Annotated in this window: 18 protein-coding genes and 1 tRNA gene; 11 read left to right on the top strand and 8 right to left on the bottom strand. The window is 69.1% G+C overall.

The genetic code is table 11. The features are described 5' to 3' along the window. Positions 1 to 231: 231 nt before the first annotated feature. The 3 genes from IH48_RS0118975 (at position 232) to IH48_RS0118965 (ending at position 3,198) form a co-directional block, all read left to right on the top strand. On the top strand, positions 232 to 1,134 hold the full coding sequence (locus IH48_RS0118975; RefSeq protein ID WP_051840121.1) for an SAM-dependent methyltransferase: 903 nt from the start codon (positions 232 to 234) through the stop codon (positions 1,132 to 1,134). 52 nt (positions 1,135 to 1,186) lie between these two features. Continuing rightward, positions 1,187 to 2,260 (top strand): pentapeptide repeat-containing protein, encoded by a 1,074-nt coding sequence (locus IH48_RS34470; protein WP_158710324.1) that lies wholly within the window; start codon positions 1,187 to 1,189, stop codon positions 2,258 to 2,260. Positions 2,261 to 2,508: 248 nt separating this feature from the next. Then, positions 2,509 to 3,198, top strand: a complete 690-nt coding sequence (locus IH48_RS0118965; protein WP_030905556.1) for an HAD family hydrolase — start codon at positions 2,509 to 2,511, stop codon at positions 3,196 to 3,198. A gap of 438 nt (positions 3,199 to 3,636) precedes the next feature. On the opposite strand, the gene IH48_RS36305 is transcribed toward IH48_RS0118965, so the two are convergent. Next, complete coding sequence (locus tag IH48_RS36305; RefSeq protein ID WP_158710323.1) at positions 3,637 to 4,224, bottom strand: hypothetical protein; 588 nt, start codon at positions 4,222 to 4,224, stop codon at positions 3,637 to 3,639. A gap of 172 nt (positions 4,225 to 4,396) precedes the next feature. Between IH48_RS36305 and IH48_RS0118955 the strand changes: the two genes are divergently transcribed. Then, complete coding sequence (locus IH48_RS0118955; RefSeq protein ID WP_030905550.1) at positions 4,397 to 4,900, top strand: NUDIX hydrolase; 504 nt, start codon at positions 4,397 to 4,399, stop codon at positions 4,898 to 4,900. 156 nt (positions 4,901 to 5,056) lie between these two features. On the opposite strand, the gene IH48_RS0118950 is transcribed toward IH48_RS0118955, so the two are convergent. From IH48_RS0118950 to IH48_RS0118940, 3 genes are all read right to left on the bottom strand, one after another. Continuing rightward, positions 5,057 to 5,284: a hypothetical protein gene (locus IH48_RS0118950; RefSeq protein ID WP_030905547.1), complete on the bottom strand. Its 228-nt coding sequence runs from the start codon at positions 5,282 to 5,284 to the stop codon at positions 5,057 to 5,059. A 172-nt stretch (positions 5,285 to 5,456) separates the two neighbouring features. Next, on the bottom strand, positions 5,457 to 5,666 hold the full coding sequence (locus IH48_RS0118945) for a DUF397 domain-containing protein (RefSeq protein WP_030905544.1): 210 nt from the start codon (positions 5,664 to 5,666) through the stop codon (positions 5,457 to 5,459). Next, positions 5,663 to 6,487, bottom strand: a complete 825-nt coding sequence (locus IH48_RS0118940; protein ID WP_030905541.1) for a helix-turn-helix domain-containing protein — start codon at positions 6,485 to 6,487, stop codon at positions 5,663 to 5,665. Before IH48_RS0118940 ends, IH48_RS0118945 begins: the two co-directional genes overlap by 4 nt. Before the next feature lie 433 nt (positions 6,488 to 6,920). On the opposite strand from IH48_RS0118940, the gene IH48_RS0118935 reads away from it, so the two are divergent. Further along, positions 6,921 to 7,979 carry a hypothetical protein gene (locus tag IH48_RS0118935; protein WP_199809971.1) on the top strand — a complete coding sequence of 353 codons (1,059 nt, stop codon included), beginning with the start codon at positions 6,921 to 6,923 and terminating at the stop codon, positions 7,977 to 7,979. Here the strand turns inward: IH48_RS0118935 and IH48_RS0118930 are convergent. The 4 genes from IH48_RS0118930 to IH48_RS0118915 form a co-directional block, all read right to left on the bottom strand. Next, the gene (locus IH48_RS0118930) at positions 7,911 to 8,252 is read right to left on the bottom strand and encodes a hypothetical protein (RefSeq protein WP_051840115.1); all 342 of its coding nucleotides are present in this window, start codon (positions 8,250 to 8,252) and stop codon (positions 7,911 to 7,913) included. The genes IH48_RS0118935 and IH48_RS0118930 overlap by 69 nt on opposite strands. Positions 8,253 to 8,256: 4 nt before the next feature. Next, a complete protein-coding gene (locus IH48_RS0118925) occupies positions 8,257 to 9,651 on the bottom strand; it encodes a hypothetical protein (RefSeq protein ID WP_030905532.1) in 1,395 nt (464 codons plus the stop codon). 194 nt (positions 9,652 to 9,845) lie between these two features. Continuing rightward, on the bottom strand, positions 9,846 to 10,382 hold the full coding sequence (locus tag IH48_RS0118920) for a DinB family protein (protein WP_030905529.1): 537 nt from the start codon (positions 10,380 to 10,382) through the stop codon (positions 9,846 to 9,848). A 208-nt stretch (positions 10,383 to 10,590) separates the two neighbouring features. Further along, positions 10,591 to 10,677: transfer RNA gene (locus IH48_RS0118915), tRNA-Leu, on the bottom strand. Positions 10,678 to 10,976: 299 nt separating this feature from the next. Here IH48_RS0118915 and IH48_RS0118910 point away from each other — a divergent pair. From IH48_RS0118910 to IH48_RS0118885, 6 genes are all read left to right on the top strand, one after another. Continuing rightward, complete coding sequence (locus tag IH48_RS0118910; protein ID WP_030905526.1) at positions 10,977 to 11,285, top strand: hypothetical protein; 309 nt, start codon at positions 10,977 to 10,979, stop codon at positions 11,283 to 11,285. Beyond that, the gene (locus tag IH48_RS0118905; protein WP_030905522.1) at positions 11,273 to 12,151 is read left to right on the top strand and encodes an FhaA domain-containing protein; all 879 of its coding nucleotides are present in this window, start codon (positions 11,273 to 11,275) and stop codon (positions 12,149 to 12,151) included. The genes IH48_RS0118910 and IH48_RS0118905 overlap by 13 nt, the downstream gene beginning before the upstream one ends. Before the next feature lie 10 nt (positions 12,152 to 12,161). Beyond that, a complete protein-coding gene (locus IH48_RS0118900) occupies positions 12,162 to 12,689 on the top strand; it encodes an FHA domain-containing protein FhaB/FipA (protein WP_030905520.1) in 528 nt (175 codons plus the stop codon). Positions 12,690 to 12,849: 160 nt separating this feature from the next. After that, positions 12,850 to 14,424: a Stp1/IreP family PP2C-type Ser/Thr phosphatase gene (locus tag IH48_RS0118895; protein WP_030905517.1), complete on the top strand. Its 1,575-nt coding sequence runs from the start codon at positions 12,850 to 12,852 to the stop codon at positions 14,422 to 14,424. 28 nt (positions 14,425 to 14,452) lie between these two features. Continuing rightward, a complete protein-coding gene (locus tag IH48_RS0118890; RefSeq protein ID WP_030905514.1) occupies positions 14,453 to 15,865 on the top strand; it encodes an FtsW/RodA/SpoVE family cell cycle protein in 1,413 nt (470 codons plus the stop codon). Further along, positions 15,862 to 17,328 carry a peptidoglycan D,D-transpeptidase FtsI family protein gene (locus tag IH48_RS0118885; RefSeq protein ID WP_030905511.1) on the top strand — a complete coding sequence of 489 codons (1,467 nt, stop codon included), beginning with the start codon at positions 15,862 to 15,864 and terminating at the stop codon, positions 17,326 to 17,328. The genes IH48_RS0118890 and IH48_RS0118885 overlap by 4 nt, the downstream gene beginning before the upstream one ends. Positions 17,329 to 17,385 lie beyond the last annotated feature (57 nt).

The following is a 17,385-nucleotide window of genomic DNA, read 5'->3' as shown; positions in this document are numbered from 1 at the left end:
GCCGCATGTACCGCGACATCGGGGCCCTCCCGAGGGACACCTGGATGCGCGCGCTGGGGACGCTGTGGCGCATCAGCTGACGCGCAGGGAAAAGCGCGGCTCAGTGCAGCGCACCCAGTACGGGGCCGACGACCGTCACGCGGGCGTGCGTCGGTCGCCCCGCTCGTGCTGACGCCGTGACACCCGGTACCGTCATGCGGCACAAGCACGCGCGAAGGGGAGGGCAGTTCGTTGCCGACAGCGGACGACCGTACGGGCGGCGCGGCCTATCGACCGCCGATCGACCTGGGTACCGACCGTGCCCACCCGGCGCGCATCTACGACGTGTTCCTCGGTGGCAAGACGAACTACGCCGCCGACCGCGCGATGGCCGACGCGGTCGCCGAGAAGATGCCCACGGTGAAGACGGCCGCCGTGGCCAACCGGCAGTTCGTGCTGCGCGCCGTGCGGCACCTCGCCGAGGAGGCCGGCATCCGCCAGTTCCTCGACATCGGCACCGGCATCCCGACCTCGCCCAACCTGCACGAGGCCGCCCAGGAGATCGCGCCTGAGGCCCGCGTCGTCTACGTCGACAACGACCCCATCGTCCTGGCGCACTCCCGCGCCCTGCACGTCAGCAACCCGGCCGGCCGTACGACCTACCTCCAGGCCGACTTCACCGACCCCGACACCATCCTCGACGCGCCAGAGCTCCACGACACGATCGACCTCACCCAGCCGGTCGCGCTGACGATGGGCCTCCTGCTGCACTGGATCGACCCGAAGGACGAGCCGCACGCGGTCGTCCGCCGCCTGGTCGCCGCCCTCCCCCTCGGCAGCTACCTGATGCTGAGCGTCTTCGCGCGCGAGCTCGCGGGCCGGTCCGCATCCCTGCACGACGACTTCGCCGCCGAAGGCACCGCCCTGCGCTCCCTCGGCCGCGACGAGACGCTCGCGTTCTTCGACGGCACCGAGCTCGTGGAGCCGGGCCTCGTCCCGCCGCACCGGTGGCGGCCCGACACCGTCGTCACCGACATCGGGACCCCGGCCGGCGGCGGCCTCGACGACACCGCCGCACCGGTCTGGGCGGGAGTCGCCGTGAAGCGCGCCGTAACCGTCCCTTCACCGCGCGCGGACGACTCCCGGCGCGACTGAACTCAGCCGAACAGACCGCCGGTCAGGGCTTCGATGCGATGGAATGGCCTGCATGGCCGATCGACCCTTCATACGTATCGGGAAGCGCTGCCTCGGATTGATACGCCGTCACCGGACCGCCTGCGGAGCGGCGGTGGGGACGGTCCTCGTCATCATGGGGATCCTGGTGGTACTCGGACCGATGTCATGGTGGGTGGCCGGCGGCACCGTTCGGGATCTTCACGGCAAGGACCGGGCAGACGCGCTGAACGCCGTGCGTCAGACGGTTCTGGCCGCCGTGGCCGGGGTGTCCGTACTGCTCGGGTTGGGATACACCGCTCGTACCTATCAGCTCTCACGGCGCGGGCAGGTCACGGAGCGGTTCAGCAGATCCGTCGGGCAGTTGTCGTCCGGCAAGCCCGAGGAACGGCTGGGCGGCATATACGGGCTCGAGCACGTCATGGCGGAGTCCGCCCAGGACCATGCCACAGTGGTAGGAGTTCTGTCGGCTTTCGTCCACACCAACGCCCGCAGGCCCGGTACGCCTCCGCTGCCGAGCGGCTCAAGGGACGCCGTGCCGCCACGAGCCGTACCGGCATGGGGCACTGAACCCCCGGCCGACATCAAAGCCGCCGTGGAGGTTCTCGCCCGGCGCCCCCAACGGGAGGAGGCCGGACGTATCGACCTGCGCTCCACCGAGCTGGCCGGCCTGCCGCTTCGCAGCTTCGACTTCCACGCCCGACCCCGCCTCTCTCGGGCGCTCCTGACCTGGGCGGACCTGAGCCGCGCCGATCTGCGCGGCGCTGACCTCAGCGGGGCCATACTCACCGGCGCCGACCTGCGCCATTCGTTTCTTGCGCGGTCATGCCTCGACAACGCGCTGATGGCCGAGGCTGATCTGCGCGGCGCCCTTCTCGGCGAGGCCACGCTCCTCGGCACCGACCTCAGTGGCGCCGATCTGCGGGACGCCGAAGGGCTCACTGCCCGGCAGCTGGCTGCAGCCGTCATCGACGAGGAGACCCGACTACCCAGCGGCTTGGCGAGTGATCCCTGGGTCACGGCCCGCCTCGTGGCGTGCCGCGCCTGGCGGACCCAAGGCCAACGGGACGCGCACACGCCACCACCGCCGACGCCTTTCGCGGGGTAGAGGGACCGCACTGCTCGGCTTGTCCGCCCGGCTTCAGCGGCCGGACGTTCGATGCTGATGGCCTGCGGCAGCGCGGTTCCGGGATGGATGCACGAGATGACGGCGATTCTTGGAATCGACCAGCGTGGATCTTGTTCCTCAGTTGATTCGGACTTCAAGCATCTGAGGACATAGCGGATCGCTCGGGCTTCATATCTTGACTGTCTCGGGCTTGCGGGCCGCTCTTCGTTGCGGCCAGGATCGACAGCATGATCAAGGGTGTGATGTTCGACTTTTCCGGGACCCTCTTCCGGATCGAATCGGCCGCTGAGTGGCTGCGCGCGGTGGTGGCGGACGCTGGTCTGGCTGTTCCTGATGACGAACTTGACGCGTGCGTCGGCGAGCTGGAGGAGTTCGGGGCCCAGCCCGGCGGAGTGTCGCCCAGCCAAATTCCGCCTCATCTGGAGGGATTGTGGCGGGAGCGCGATCTGACCGCCGAACGACACCGGGCGGCATTCACGGCCATGGCCCGGGAAGCGGGACTGCCAGCGGCTGACCTGGCCGAAGCCCTGTATGAGCGTTCTCAGGTGTCCGGGGCATGGCAGCCCTATCCCGACGCCGAGGCGACCCTCCGCGCTTTGTGTGGGCGAGGCATCCCGGTCGCTGTCGTCAGCAACATTGGCTGGGACATGCGCCCTGTCTTCCGTGACCACGGTGTCGACGACCTCGTGGAAGCCTACTTCCTCTCATTCGAGTGCGGGGTGAAGAAGCCCGACTCCCGGATCTTCCAGATGGCGTGCGACAAGCTCGGAGTGGCGCCCGGCGATGCACTCATGGTGGGAGACGAGCCCATTGCGGACACCGGTGCTGCCGCGCTGGGGTGCCAGGTTCACTTGGTTGATCCCTTGCCGGTGAACCGGCGTCCCGGGGCACTGACCGAGGTGCTTCAATTTCTTTGACGCGGCAGATCCGGGTCGATTTCGGTGATGTTGAGGGCCCGGCGGCTGTAGGCCGCCGGGCCTGTTGATCGGTGAGGGTCAGCCGGGCTCTGCCGCGAAGTAGGTGCGGAGGGCAGGGGTGATCCCGGGGTCGAGGTCGCTGATGGTGATGTTGTCGATCCAGCGGTGCGGGATCTGGCCGTAGTGGCAGATGCTGTCGGGTTGGCTGGTGCTGACCGCGAAGAGGGAGGTCGGGCGGTCGTGTCGTCGGTGTCGATGAGGCCGAGAAATCCGGTGACCTCAGCGTCCGAGTAGCCGAAGCCCTGCGCGAGGATTCGGTGCAGGCCGTCGACGACAGTCTCCCCGAGCCAGGCCAGCCCGGTCGGAAGCCTCCAAGATCGCGTCATCTCGGCTTCTAGGTTTCCGACGTGGACGGTAGAGATCTGCCGTGCCGTTCGGTCAGTGCCGCGACCGCGAGGTCGGTGATGTGGTCGCTGTGGCCGCGGGTGACCAGTTCCTGGACGTTTGGAGCATGAGCATGTCAGTCACGGGGGTCCTCCGCAGCGGGACGACGTCGGTGCGGTGGTGGGGCATCGTTGGCCGGGCGGCTTCCGGGGTGGGCAACAGAGGGACGATGGTGATCGGTTGCTGGCAGTGCGGGCAGTTCCGAGTCGCGGTCGGCTCCAACGGGTCGCGGACCGGGGCGGGCGGCCGCGAGTGCGCACGGACCGACGGTGGCTGCGGGAGCTCGATCCGGGCCGGCGGCGCGGGTAGCGGCGCCTGGCCGAGGCGGCGGGCCCGTGCCTCGTCCAGGGCCTGGTCGCGGCGGTGCTCGGACTCGCGGCGGCAGACCAGCGAGCAGCAGACGGTGCGGACGATCTTCCCGGCCTGGAACGGGTTGTCGCAGACGGGGCAGGTCCTGGTCTCCAGATGGGCATCGCTGCGGCGCGACGCGGTGCGGCACTCGGCCGAGCAGTAGATCCGCTTGCGGCTCAGGCCGGTGGTGAACTCCTCGCCGCACTGCGGGCAGAGCCGTTGCACGGGCAAGTGGAACCAACCCGAGCAGGTTTGCCCCACAAGCAGATCACCCCCGAGGAGAATCAAATATCCCCATCAGAGATGGGGTACCAGCCCCCGTGGTCTCGGCGACGCCGGCGGCACACGCTCGCGTGAGGCCCTGACGGCTTCGGCACAAGCAATCACTGGCATCGTGTCGACCATGGGTGAACTGGTTGAGCGCGTCGATGAACATGACCAGGTGTTGGGCATCGTTGATCGAGACGAAGCCATTCGTCAGGGCTGGATGCATCGGATCGCTACGATCGTGTGTCGCAACGCAGACGGACGGTTTCTTGTGCATCGCCGCCAGGACGACGACTCGCGCTTCCCTGGTCAGTACAACTGGATGCTCGGCGGCGCCGCTGACGTCGGCGAGTCGTATGAGGCGGCGGCAGCCCGGGAACTATCGGAGGAACTGGGGGTCGACGCGACCCCGCGTTTCGTGCTCAAATTCTTGTGCGCCGGAGCAATCAGTCCCTACTGGCTCGGACTTCACGAAGTTGTCATCACGGCACCCATCCGGCCAAACCCCCAGGAAGTCGCCTGGCACGCATGGGTCACCAAGTCGGAGCTCGAGTCCCTGGTACCGCAGCAGAAGTTCGTCCCAGACGCCCGCGAGGCCTTCCATCGATACCGCCCCCTGGGCCCGGCAGACGCCCCTTGAGCCGGCTTCGTCATCGAGACTGTCTACGGAGTGGTTCAGCGCATCGATGACAGCTGCCGACGGCCTCCGCTGACGGTGGCAGACGTCATCGAGTCCCTCAATCGCTCTGGTCTCGTATCCGCTGCGGCAGCGTTACGCCCTGAGCTGACCGGCCCGTCAGGCGGCACCGCGGTGGGCGGCCTCATCCGGATCTCCGATCGGGCGAGTCAAGCCGTCGTCGTCGCCCAGCGGGACCTCGTCCAGAGAACCGCGTGCGATCACAGCACCAGTGCATTGATCACACTGGTACTGGCCTCCGGGCATGAGCGTCATCGTCTCGGCGGGTCCGCTGGTGTCGCAACCGGCCGCGCACGTCACCTCGGTATTCGGATCGTCGTCCGCCATGACTCGACAGTCGGCCGACCGACGCCCGCGCTGCGAGGGGGCACGGCGGGGCGTGCGGGTGCAGCGCGGCTGCACGCCGCCCCCGCGCCCTCACGTGGCACGGCACCTGCGTTCCGTCCCCACAGGCCGATGCGGCCGATGCTTTAGGGATGGCGGCACGTATCCGCCTGGTTCAGCGGCCGGACGCGTACGCCACGAACTGCGCCCAAGCTCCGGGCCCGAAGCGCAGGTGGCCACCGACCACGTCCTTGGAGTCCCGCACGTGCACGGTCTGCGGCGCAGCCGCTATCTCGACACAGTCGGAGTTCACATCGTTGCTGCTGTAACTGCTCTTGAACCACACCAACTGACTGTCGTCCGCAAGGTTGCACGCGGCTCTCATGTCTCCTCCAGCACCTTCTCAATGAACGCGAGCGACTCCCGTGGAGTGAAAGCCTGCGACCGGATGCTTCCATACTGCATCTCAAGGAACTGGACTTCCTTCGGCTCCGAGACCAGGCGCGTGATCTGCAACCCCTCGATGTAGCCCAATGTGCTGCCGTTGCGGAGCTTGAAGATGCGAAATCCTCCTGTCAGGCCTGAGTTCTCCTCGCGGCCGGTCGGCATCACCTGGATCTCGACGTTGCGGAACTCCCCGACCTCCAGCAACCGTTCGAGCTGCTGCCGCTGCACCGAGCGCCCACCGATCGGGCGGCGCAAGGTCACCTCTTCTTGGACGAAGCTGAAAACGGGCGAGCCCGGCGAAACCGGCGTCCCGTCGATGATCGTCTGCCGCGCCATCCGGGCGGCAACTCCGCGGTCGATGACATCCTCTGCGTAGAGAGGGCGCCTGGTACCGAACAAGGCCCGCGCATACTCCGGCGTCTGTAGCAGACCGTGAATCACGGATTCGGTGTAAGCCGCCAACTGGACGGCCTCCGCCTCCAACCTGGCAAGGTCACGGACCTTCTTCGGGTAGCGCGCCTCCGCCACGTCGACCTTCATCGCCGTGATGATGCCGCCCGCGTCGAGGGCCTCGTCCGCCTTGTCCAGGAACTCCGGGCGCGGCACGCGTCGTCCGCGCTCGACGGACGACACCTGCTCCTCGCCGTACCCGATGGCCGCGCCCAACTCGGTCTGGGTGAGCCCGGCGCGTTCGCGCCAGGACTTGAGCTGGCGGCCGACCGCCTTGAGCACCGCCCCCGAGTCGTCGTCGAATTCCACGTGTTGTGCCTCCGTTCACAGCACCCGCGCACCCGGACAGAAGCGCCGCGTACCGGCGCACCGTTGTTCACCGTAAGCACACGCATGCACACCGAGTGACGCGATAGCCGGAATTCACCCACCCCGTTTCCGGTTCATCGAGCCTCGGAGCCCGAGCTCCGAGGCTCGAACGCCGACACCTCGCTGAACTGGGCAGATGCGACAACCCAGCGCCCTGTGATGCGAGCTCCGAGCTTCGAGCGCTGCCTTGAAGGATCGGTTGGGTTCTCATTCCTACCCGCCCACCCGACCTTGCCAGTTGACGTTTCGTGATGGATTTGCCACGAAGCGTTACGGCGGTTTAGCTTGCCCACAGACATGAATCAGCCCCAACCGGTGCGCCAAACACCGGCAGGGGCCTACCACCGAGATCCCAAGCAAAGGAACGATCCCCATGGATGCCGCCCAGTTTAGAGACGCGCCGAACCCCGCGCACTCCACCGCGTACCCGATGGCCAACCCGGGCTACGGCAAGCGGGCGACGACCACCGGCAGCACGGCCACTCCCACCGTCCACGACTACGCGCACCTGCCGCCCCGCGAGGCGGCCATCGCCGCGTTCATCGACCGGCTGCCCGACGGCACCGACATGTCCGTGAAGGGCCTGGCCAGGATCACGCCGTACGGGCAGTGCGCCCTGCGGACCGCGCTCAACGCCCTTCAACGCGCTGGGCATCTGCGCCGGGGCCGCGAGCACCTCCTCCTGCCGACCGGCGCCCGCTGGGTCACCCGTACGTGGTTCTCCCGCACGGCACGCGACGACGCGTGGTGGTCCGCGTTCATCTCCGGGTCCCTTCCTGAGGAAGGCGGCGCCCTGCCGGAGTGCGACGGCACGGTGACGCCCGACCCCACGCCCGACGACGCGCCACCGCCCCGGCCGCCCGCGCCCAGCCCCGCGACCGCGCGGCCCGCGCGCTCCCCCGCCTACCGCGTCCTCGCCGGCCTCGGCCGACGGAACCCCGCCGTCTCCCTCTCGGCGCGCGACTGCGACGCCCTGGAGGACCTGGCCGCCCGGTGGTTCGAGCGGGGCGCCACCGAGGAGATGCTCGTGCGGGCGCTGACCGACGGGCTGCCGTCCGACATCCACCACGCCGCCGGGCTCGTGCGTCGGCGCCTCACCGACAAGCTGCCGCCGGAACCCGAGCCGGAGGACGAACCCGTGCCCGATCCGGCGGGCCGGGGCGGCGCCGCGCACCCCGACCGCCGCCCGCTGCGCATGCTGGAGTGCTCGGAATGCCGTGCGCCCGGACGTCCCGAGGCCCTGCCCGACGGGAAGTGCGGGCCCTGCCGGGGCGAGGAACCGCCCGCCCGCAGGCCGGGCGCGCTCGCGCCCGAGCGGGTAAGCGCCCACGCGGCGCAGGCCCGGGCCGGCGCGCGCGCCGCGTCAGTCGTCGACCGTGAACCAGCAGATGTCCCCGGTGTCCGGCAGATGCCCGAGCTCGTCGACGGCTGACTTGATCCTGGAGAGCGTCTCGTCCCTGCTCGTGCCCCACGCCTTGAACGGCCGACCGGGATCGTCCGTCAGGTCGCCCGCCTCGGCGCCCTGGTCCAGCAGGTCGCCGACGATGCGCAGGAGCAGACTCGTCTGCTCAGGGAAGGGCCGGCCCTTGCCGAGCAGCGTTCCGACCGCTCCGGCGATCACCGAGAACCCCAGCCAGTCGTCGTTGACGTACTCGGCCAGGTAGTCGAGTTCTTCTGTGTACTGCGCGTCGGTGGGCATGCTCATGTCCTCAGTGTTGCGGGATGTGGAGTCGCTTCATGTTCAGGTCCTCCACACCGTTCGTGTCGATGGTGGGCCCGCCCGACTTGCTGAAGGGCCGGTACGTGACGGTGGACGGGGGGTCGTCGGACAGCCGCCAGGTCTCGATGTCTCCCTTCGGGGTGGACTTGATGGTGGGCTCACCGAGACGTTGGCGCAGTTCGATGCGTGCCTGCTGGACCTGCTCGTCCGTCACCATGCGCACGCCCTTGCTGTCCTCCTCGCCGATGAGGTTGCCGTCGTCGTCCGTCATGATGTCGCGGACCGCCGAGGACTTCTCCTCGTACGTCTTGGGCAACTCGCCGGGGGGTTCCTCGCGCGCCCCGGTCTCGGTGAGCTCGTCCGAGAGGGCGTCGTCGACCTCGGTGACCTCCGCGTCGACGGTCTCGATCTCGGGGACGGCCTCGGCTGCGGCCTCCAGTTCCGTGCTGACGTCCGCGATGACGGCGGTGTCGATCTCCGCGACCGCCGCGTCCGCCGCCACCTCGACACCGCCCAGGATCCCCGCGGCCTCCGCACCGTCCAGCGCGGCCGCACCCGCATCAGAACCGCCCCCGGTGAACGGGGTGAGGAGAATGCCGACGACCGTCGTGAGACCGATCGCGATGCCCGCCCCGGCAAGCTTGTGCTCGGTGCTGCTGTGCGCCTCGTCGATCGCATGTGCGAACTTGTCACAGGCCGAGGCGAGCTTCCCGCACGCCTCATGCGCGGCGGACAGCGGCGCCTTGCGCGCGTTCCCGCCGTCCTGCCAGATCGTGGCCCAGAACGCGGCCATGGCGTGCACGGACTCGTCCGAATTGTTGTCCGTCAGCGACTGCACCTGCGTGTGCAGCGTGTGCCCGATCCCCTGGAACGCCGTCTCCGCCGTCCGGTACGCCGACGCCGCATCCCGCAACTTGTCCTGATGCCCGTTCGGCCAGTACTTCGCGATCACCGACGGTACCGACGAATGCCCGGGACCCACCGCCGAATCCGGATCCGGATACATCACATCCGTGAACACCGGCGGCGAGGGATACAGCTTCGGGGCGCCCTTGCCCTTCTTCTTCACGTTCGAGTGGTGATCGGCCTTGAGGTAGTTGTTGGCCGTCGTCACCAGGGCCTCCGACGCCTGCCCGATCGCCCGGATCCCCGCCGACAAGGTATGGAACAGCGCCTTCGCGGCCGGATCGTACTTGCGGGCGAACTTGTGCCCGTAGTCGTCGTTCCCCGCCATCCCCGCCGCGTTCTGCAACGCCGAGTTCAGCGTCGACGCCGCCTTGTCCAGATTCGTCTGACCCGTGGCGAACTTCCCCGCCACCGAGTTCAGATCATCCGGATACAGATCGATCGGCTGATCGCCACCACCGCTGCCGGGGTGCGTCACCGCCCGTACCGCCCCGAAGCGCAGGTCGCCTCAGGCGAGACGCCGACGTCGCTGACTTGGCCTTCACCACGCTGCATGGCCACGTTCCCCCGTCGTTCGATGACGACGTAAAGCGTCACATCAACGCGCCCCGCAGGCAAGGCACTCAGCGCTCCCACAGTGCTGCCGCAGTCGCGTGGCGGCGAGCCGGCGGGTCACTCCCCGACCACGCCGTCGATCGCCTCGCGCAGCAGGTCCGCGTGGCCCACGTGGCGGGCGTACTCCTCGATCACGTGCTCAAGGACGAAGCGGACGTCGGTGCCGCCGAACATCGGGTTCGGCACGAGGCGCGCCGGGTCGGCCGTCACCCGCGCGAACACCTGCCGCGACTCCTCGCACGCCCTCAGGTAGTCCTCGTGGACGTCCGTGGCCGGCGTGGGGTCCGACTCGGCGTACCACTCGTCACCCGCCTCGGTGACGTAGGTCATATAGGGGAAGAACCGAGGGGGTGTGCCCGCAAGCACTCCCTGGAACCAGGCCCGCTCGACGCCCTGCAGGTGGCGCATGAGGCCCAGCAGGGTCAACGCCGACGAAGGCAGCGGACGTTGCCGTAGCCGTTGCTCCGACAGCCCCTCGCACTTCCACAGGAACGTGGCACGGTGGTAGTCGAGGTTCGAGGCGATCACCTCCAGCCAGGGGCCGGAAACCACCCGCTCGGGCCGAACGATCTTCCGCACCACGATGTCGTCCACGGGGGCTCTCCTCCTGCGCCGGCGGCTCTGACCCACCGGGGACCGCCGCGCACGGCGGAACTCATCGCTCGGCCGGCCGGACATGGCCCACGTCACAATGTGGCGACTTTCACGCGCGGGCGGCCAGGGGGCCAGGAGGCCCGGCAACGAGAAACGGGCCCCGCAGGACTTTCGTCACTGCCTGGGGCCCGTTTCTTCGGTACCGCTCTGGTGCGCGAGGGGGGAGTTGAACCCCCACGCCCTTTCGGGCACTGGAACCTGAATCCAGCGCGTCTGCCTATTCCGCCACCCGCGCATTGGGTGTGTCACCCGCGTTTTTGCTGCTGCGACCGCTTGCGACACCAGAAGATTAGCACGGTGAGGAGGGTGGCTTCACCCTCGTTTCCGCAGGGCCGTCCGGGCGCGGCGCGCGACGGTACAGCGGCCGGACGGGGACGGTACAGGGGTCGGACAGGGAACGAACAGGGTCCAGGACCGCTCCTCCGGACAGGGCGCCGGGTGCGGGACACTGTCCGAGGGCCACCTCTACGATCCGTGTGAGAGGTGACACCCATCGACCGGGCAGACAAGGGGAACCAGCCGATTTCCCGACGCGTGGATACGATCAGTAAGCAGTACGAGAAGCAGCACGGCAAGCAGTGCGAGCGGAACGTCCCGCCCGGCGGGGGTCCCCGGTGCCGCGGGCGCCGCCGGCGCGTCCGGTACGGGCCGCACGCGAGCGGCCGCCTCGGGTACAACCGGGACAAGGCCGACCACGTCCGGTACAACCGGTACGAGGGCGGCCGCGTCCGGTACAACCAGTACGGCAGTCAGTACGGCAGTGACGGGTACGGCACGACCGGCCGGGCGACCGGCCCGAACAGCGGCAACGACTACGGAGGAGGTGCCTCATGGGAGTCCTGAAGAAGTTCGAGCAGCGCCTCGAAGGTCTGGTCAACGGCACCTTCGCGAAGGTTTTCAAGTCCGAGGTCCAGCCCGTCGAGATCGCGGGCGCCCTGCAGCGCGAGTGCGACAACAACGCGACGATCTGGAACCGCGAGCGGACCGTCGTGCCCAACGACTTCATCGTCGAGCTCAGCACCCCCGACCACGAGCGGCTCAGCCCCTACTCCGGGCAGCTCGGCGACGAACTGGCGGGGCTCGTCAGGGACTACGCCAAGCAGCAGCGCTACACCTTCATGGGCCCGATCAGGGTGCACCTGGAGCGGGCCGACGACCTCGACACCGGCCTTTACCGGGTGCGCAGCCGCACGCTCGCGTCGAGCACGTCGCAGCAGCAGCCGGGACACCAGCCCGCGCAGCCGCAGCCCGGCCACCAGCCCCCGCCGGGGCACCAGCCCCCCTCCGGCCCGCAGGCCGGGAGCCGCGCCCCCGGCTACGGCTACCCGCCGCGTGCCGTGCCGCCCATGCCGAGCACCCCGCCCCCCGGCGGCCGCGGCGGCTACGGCTACCCGCCGGCGCCCGCGCCGAGTGCGATGTCCCACACCCAGACGCGGCGCTGGATCGAGATCAACGGCACACGCCACCAGATCTCGGGCTCCACCCTGGTACTCGGCCGCTCCACCGACGCCGACGTGCGCATCGACGACCCCGGCGTGTCCCGCAGGCACTGCGAGATCAGGACCGGAACGCCCCCGACGATCCAGGATCTCGGATCCACCAACGGCATCGTGGTGGACGGGCAGCACACGACCCGCGCTACGCTCCGCGACGGCTCGCGGATCGTCGTGGGCAGTACCACCATCGTTTACCGGCAAGCCGAAGGGTGAAGCGGGGGCAATGTCAGAGCTGACCCTGACGGTCATGCGGCTGGGTTTCCTGGCCGTTCTGTGGCTGTTCGTCATCGTGGCCGTCCAGGTCATCCGCAGCGACCTGTTCGGTACGCGCGTCACGCAGCGCGGCTCGCGCCGCGGCGGTGCGGGCGACACGCGCTCGCAGCCGGCCCGGCAGGGCGGCGCGCCGCCGCACCAGCGGCAGCAGCAACAGCAGGGGGGCGGCAGGCAGCGCCGCGGGGCGCCGACCAAGCTGGTCGTCTCCGAGGGCACCCTGACGGGCACCACCGTCGCGCTGCACGGCCAGACGATCACGCTGGGCCGCGCGCACGATTCCACGATCGTGCTGGACGACGACTACGCGTCCAGCCGGCATGCCAGGATCTACCCGGACCGTGACGGCCAGTGGATCGTCGAGGATCTCGGGTCCACCAACGGCACGTATCTCGACCGGACCCGACTGACCACCCCGATTCCGATTCCGCTGGGCGCTCCGATCCGCATCGGCAAGACCGTCATCGAGCTGCGGAAGTAGTCACGACAATGATCGAGCGGAGCGAGCGAGCCGCGGCGGCCTGGGCAGCGGGCCCGTGCGTGCTCCCGACCGGAGGGTGGGCAGTGTGGCTCGAGACCGGCTGGCCCCGGATGCAGCGGGCGGCCCGGATGCAGCGGGCGGCCCGACCGGAGGCGTGCGCATGACACTCACGCTGCGCTTCGCCGCCGGATCGCACAAGGGCATGATCCGCGAGGGCAACGAGGATTCCGGCTACGCGGGCCCCCGGCTGCTGGCCATCGCCGACGGCATGGGCGGCCAGGCCGCGGGCGAGGTCGCGTCCTCCGAGGTCATCTCCTCGCTCGTGCAGCTCGACGACGACGTGCCGGGCTCCGACATCCTCACGTCGCTCGGCGTCGCGGTCCAGCGCGCCAACGACCAGCTGCGCGTCATGGTCGAGGAGGACCCCCAGCTCGAAGGCATGGGGACGACGCTGACCGCGCTGCTGTGGACGGGCCGGCGGCTCGGCCTCGTGCACGTCGGCGACTCGCGCGCGTACCTGCTGCGAGACGGCGCCCTCACGCAGATCACGCAGGACCACACCTGGGTGCAGCGGCTCGTCGACGAGGGCCGGATCACCGAGGAAGAGGCCACGACGCACCCGCAGCGCTCGCTGCTGATGCGCGCCCTCGGCAGCGCCGAGCACGTCGAGCCCGACCTGTCGATCCGCGAGGTGCGCGCGGGTGACCGCTACCTGATCTGCTCGGACGGCCTGTCCGCCGTCGTCTCGCACCAGACGATCGAAGAGGCGCTCGCCGACTACCAGGGCCCGCAGGAGACCGTGCAGCGGCTGATCGAGCTCGCGCTGCGCGGCGGCGGCCCCGACAACATCACCTGCATCGTCGCCGACGTCTTCGACCAGGACATGGGCGACACCTTCGCCGGGCGCCTCAGCGACACGCCCGTCATCGTGGGCGCCGTGGCCGAGAACCAGCACCTGAGCCAGCACGACGCCACGGGCATGCAGACCGCCGCGGGCCGCGCCGCGGGACTCGGCAGACAGGCGCAGCCGCCCGGTGGCTCGTTCGGCCCGCCCGGAAGCGGCGGCGGGTACGGCGGCGCCGACCCGGAGGCCGGCTACGACGGATACAGCGACGAATACGGCATGGAAGCCGGCGGCAGGCGGCGCGCGGGCCGCCGCTGGCTCAAGGCCTCGCTGTACACGGCGCTCGCGGTGGTCGTCGTCGGTGGCGCCCTGTACGGCGGCTACCGCTGGACGCAGACCCAGTACTACGTGGGCGCCAACAAGCAGCATGTCGCGCTGTACCGGGGCATCAGCCAGAAGCTGGCGTGGATCTCGCTGTCGCACGTGAAGAACGACCACCCCGAGATCGAACTCAAGTACCTCCCCGACTACCAGCGCAAGCAGGTCCAGGACACGATCACGGAAGGCGGCCTGGCCACCGCGCGCACCAAGATCCAGCAGTTGTCCACGCAGGCCTCGGCGTGCAAGAAGAACGAGCAGCGCAAGCAGGCCGCCCAGCAGAAGGAGCAGCAGGCGAGCAAGCCCCCGGCGCCGGGCAAGTCCGGCAAGCCGTCGGGCAGCCCGTCGCCGAGCGCCCTCAAGGGCGTCGCGGGGGGCGCGGCCACGGGCGGGCAGACCGCCACGCAGATCGCCGCTCACTTCACCGTCAACCAGTCGAACAGCACTCCGACTCCGGGCCCCACCCTCTCGGAGGAGGAGCAGAAGCTGGTCTCCAACTGCGAGCAGCAGTAACGGGCCGCAGGGGGGCCTCTCCACCACCATGAGCATCTCCAACACCACCACCATCGGCGCCATCGACGCGCCCAGCAGGCGCAACACCGAGTTGCTGCTGCTCGTCTTCGCCGTCGCCATCGCCGTCTTCGCGTACCTGAACGTCGGGCTCGCGCTCGACGGCAAGGTGCCGTCGGGAGTGCTCGGTTACGCGCTCGGCCTGGCCGCGCTCGCCGGCGTCGCGCACCTCGTGGTGCGCAAGTTCGCCCGGTACGCGGACCCGCTGCTGCTGCCGCTCGCCACGCTGCTCAACGGCATCGGGCTCGTCTTCATCTGGCGCCTCGACCAGTCGCAGCGGCTGATCAGCCTGGCGCATCTCGCCTACGGCCACTTCACGCCGTCGGCGCCCAAGCAGATGCTGTACTCGGCGATCGGCGTGGCCCTGTTCGTCGCCGTGCTGCTGCTGCTCAAGGACCACCGCGTCCTGCAGCGGTACACCTACGTGTCCATGTTCGTGGCGCTGGTCCTGCTGATCGCCCCGGTCTTCTTCCCGGCCCAGTTCGGCGCCCGCATCTGGATCCGGATCCCGGGCTTCGGCTCGCTCCAGCCGGGGGAGTTCGCGAAGATCATCATCGCGATCTTCTTCTCCGGCTACCTCATGGTCAAGCGCGACGCGCTGGCGCTCGCGAGCCGCCGCTTCATGGGCATCTACCTGCCGCGCGGGCGCGACCTCGGCCCGATCCTGGTGATCTGGGCGCTGTCCATCCTGATCCTGGTCTTCGAGACCGACCTCGGCACGTCGCTGCTGTTCTTCGGCCTGTTCGTCGTGATGCTGTACGTCGCGACGGAACGCACCAGCTGGATCGTCTTCGGCCTGCTGATGTCGGCGGTCGGCGCGGTCGGCGTCGCGAGCTTCGAGCCGCACGTGCAGGCCCGTGTCACGGCGTGGCTCGACCCCTTCGGCTGCTACAAGACGAGCGGCTCGTGCCAGCAGATCGGCGACGCCCTGATGTCGTTCGGCTCGGGCGGCACGCTCGGCACCGGCCTCGGCCAGGGCAATTCCGACCTCATCGGCTTCGCCGCCAACGCGGACTTCATCCTCTCCACGGTCGGCGAGGAACTCGGCCTCGCGGGCACGATGGCGATCCTGCTGTGCTACGGGCTGATCGTGGAGCGCGGCATCCGCACGGCGCTCGCGGCCCGCGACCCGTTCGGCAAGCTCCTCGCGGTCGGCCTCTCCAGCGGCTTCGCGATCCAGGTCTTCGTGGTCGCGGGCGGCGTGATGGGCCTCATCCCCCTGACGGGCATGACGCTTCCGTTCATGGCCTACGGTGGCTCGTCCGTCCTCGCGAACTGGGCGCTCATCGGGATCCTGATCAGAATCAGCGACACCGCGCGCCGCCCGGCACCGGCCCCCGCACCCTCACCCGACGCCGAGATGACCCAGGTGGTCCGACCGTGAACAAGCCCCTGCGCCGCATCGCGATCTTCTGCGGCATCCTCGTCCTCGCCCTGCTGGTACGCGAGAACTGGCTCGGGTACGTCAAGGCCGACGACCTCAACACGAACGCGTTCAACAAGCGGCCGGCCATCGAGCGCTACAGCCACCCGCCGGGCAACATCGTCGTCGACGGCAAGCCGATCACCGGAGCGGTGAAGACCGACAGCCCGTACTACAAGTACAAGCAGACCTGGAAGAACGGCGCCATGTGGGCGCCGGTCACCGGGTACGGCTCGCAGGTCTACGGCTCCACACAGCTGGAGAACATCGACGACGGCATCCTCAGCGGCACCGACCCGCGCCTGTTCTTCGACCACACGGTGTCGATGTTCACCGGCAAGCAGCAGAAGGGCGGCGACGTCGTCACCACCCTGAACGCGGACGCCCAGAAGGCCGCCTACGACGGCCTCAAGGGCAAGAAGGGCGCGGCCGTCGCGATCGACCCGTCCACGGGCAAGATCCTCGCCATGGCCTCCACGCCGAGCTACGACCCGTCGACCTTCGCGGCCGGCTCCACGAGCGACGAGAAGGCGTGGAAGTCGCTGCACGGCGACAAGGACGAGCCCATGCTCAACCGGGCGCTGCGCCAGACGTACCCGCCGGGCTCCACGTTCAAGCTGGTCACGTCGGCCGCGGCGCTGGAGACGGGCAAGGTCTCGGACATCGACGCGAAGACGGACTCGCCGCTGCCGTACATCATGCCGGGCACCACCAGGCCGCTGAAGAACGAGGGCAACCTGCCCTGCAAGGACGCCACGCTGCGCCTGGCGCTCACGGTGTCCTGCAACAGCGTCTTCGGCCACCTCGGCGTCCAGATCGGCGACGACGCCATGGTCAAGGAGGCGAAGAAGTTCGGCTTCAACGCCGAGCAGTTCGTGCCGGTGCGCTCGGCCGCCTCCGAGTTCCCGACGAACATCAACAAGTCGCAGGTCGCGCTGTCCTCCATCGGCCAGTTCGACACCCGCGCCACCCCGCTGCAGATGGCCATGGTCGCGTCGGCCATCGCCAACGACGGCAAGCTGATGAAGCCGTACATGGTGGACGAGCTGCGCTCGCCCGGCCTCGACGTGATCGACAAGACGCAGCCCAAGCAGATGAGCCAGCCGCTCACCCCGGAGAACGCGCAGAAGCTGCAGTCGATGATGGAGTCCGTCGTCAACGACCCGCAGGGCACGGGCCACAACGCGAAGATCGGCGGCGCGACCGTCGGCGGCAAGACGGGTACCGCCCAGCACGGCGAGAACAACAGCGGCCTGCCGTACGCCTGGTTCGTCTCGTACGCCAAGGTCCACAACAGCTCGCCCGTCGCGGTCGCCGTCGTCGTCGAGGACGGCAACGCCAACCGCGACGACATCTCCGGTGGCGGTCTCGCGGCCCCGATCGCGAAGGACGTCATGAAGGCCGTGATCAACAGTGAGAAGTGACACGGCGCACAGTTCGCGCCCGAACGCGCACGCCACGATACGGAGGAGGCAGGGAAG

It is taken from the genome of Streptomyces sp. NRRL F-5126 (assembly GCF_000721265.1).
In the GTDB taxonomy this organism is placed as follows: Bacteria; Actinomycetota; Actinomycetes; order Streptomycetales; family Streptomycetaceae; genus Streptomyces.
Note: the sequence above shows the minus strand (reverse complement) of the source record. Positions and strands in the feature narration are given on the sequence as shown.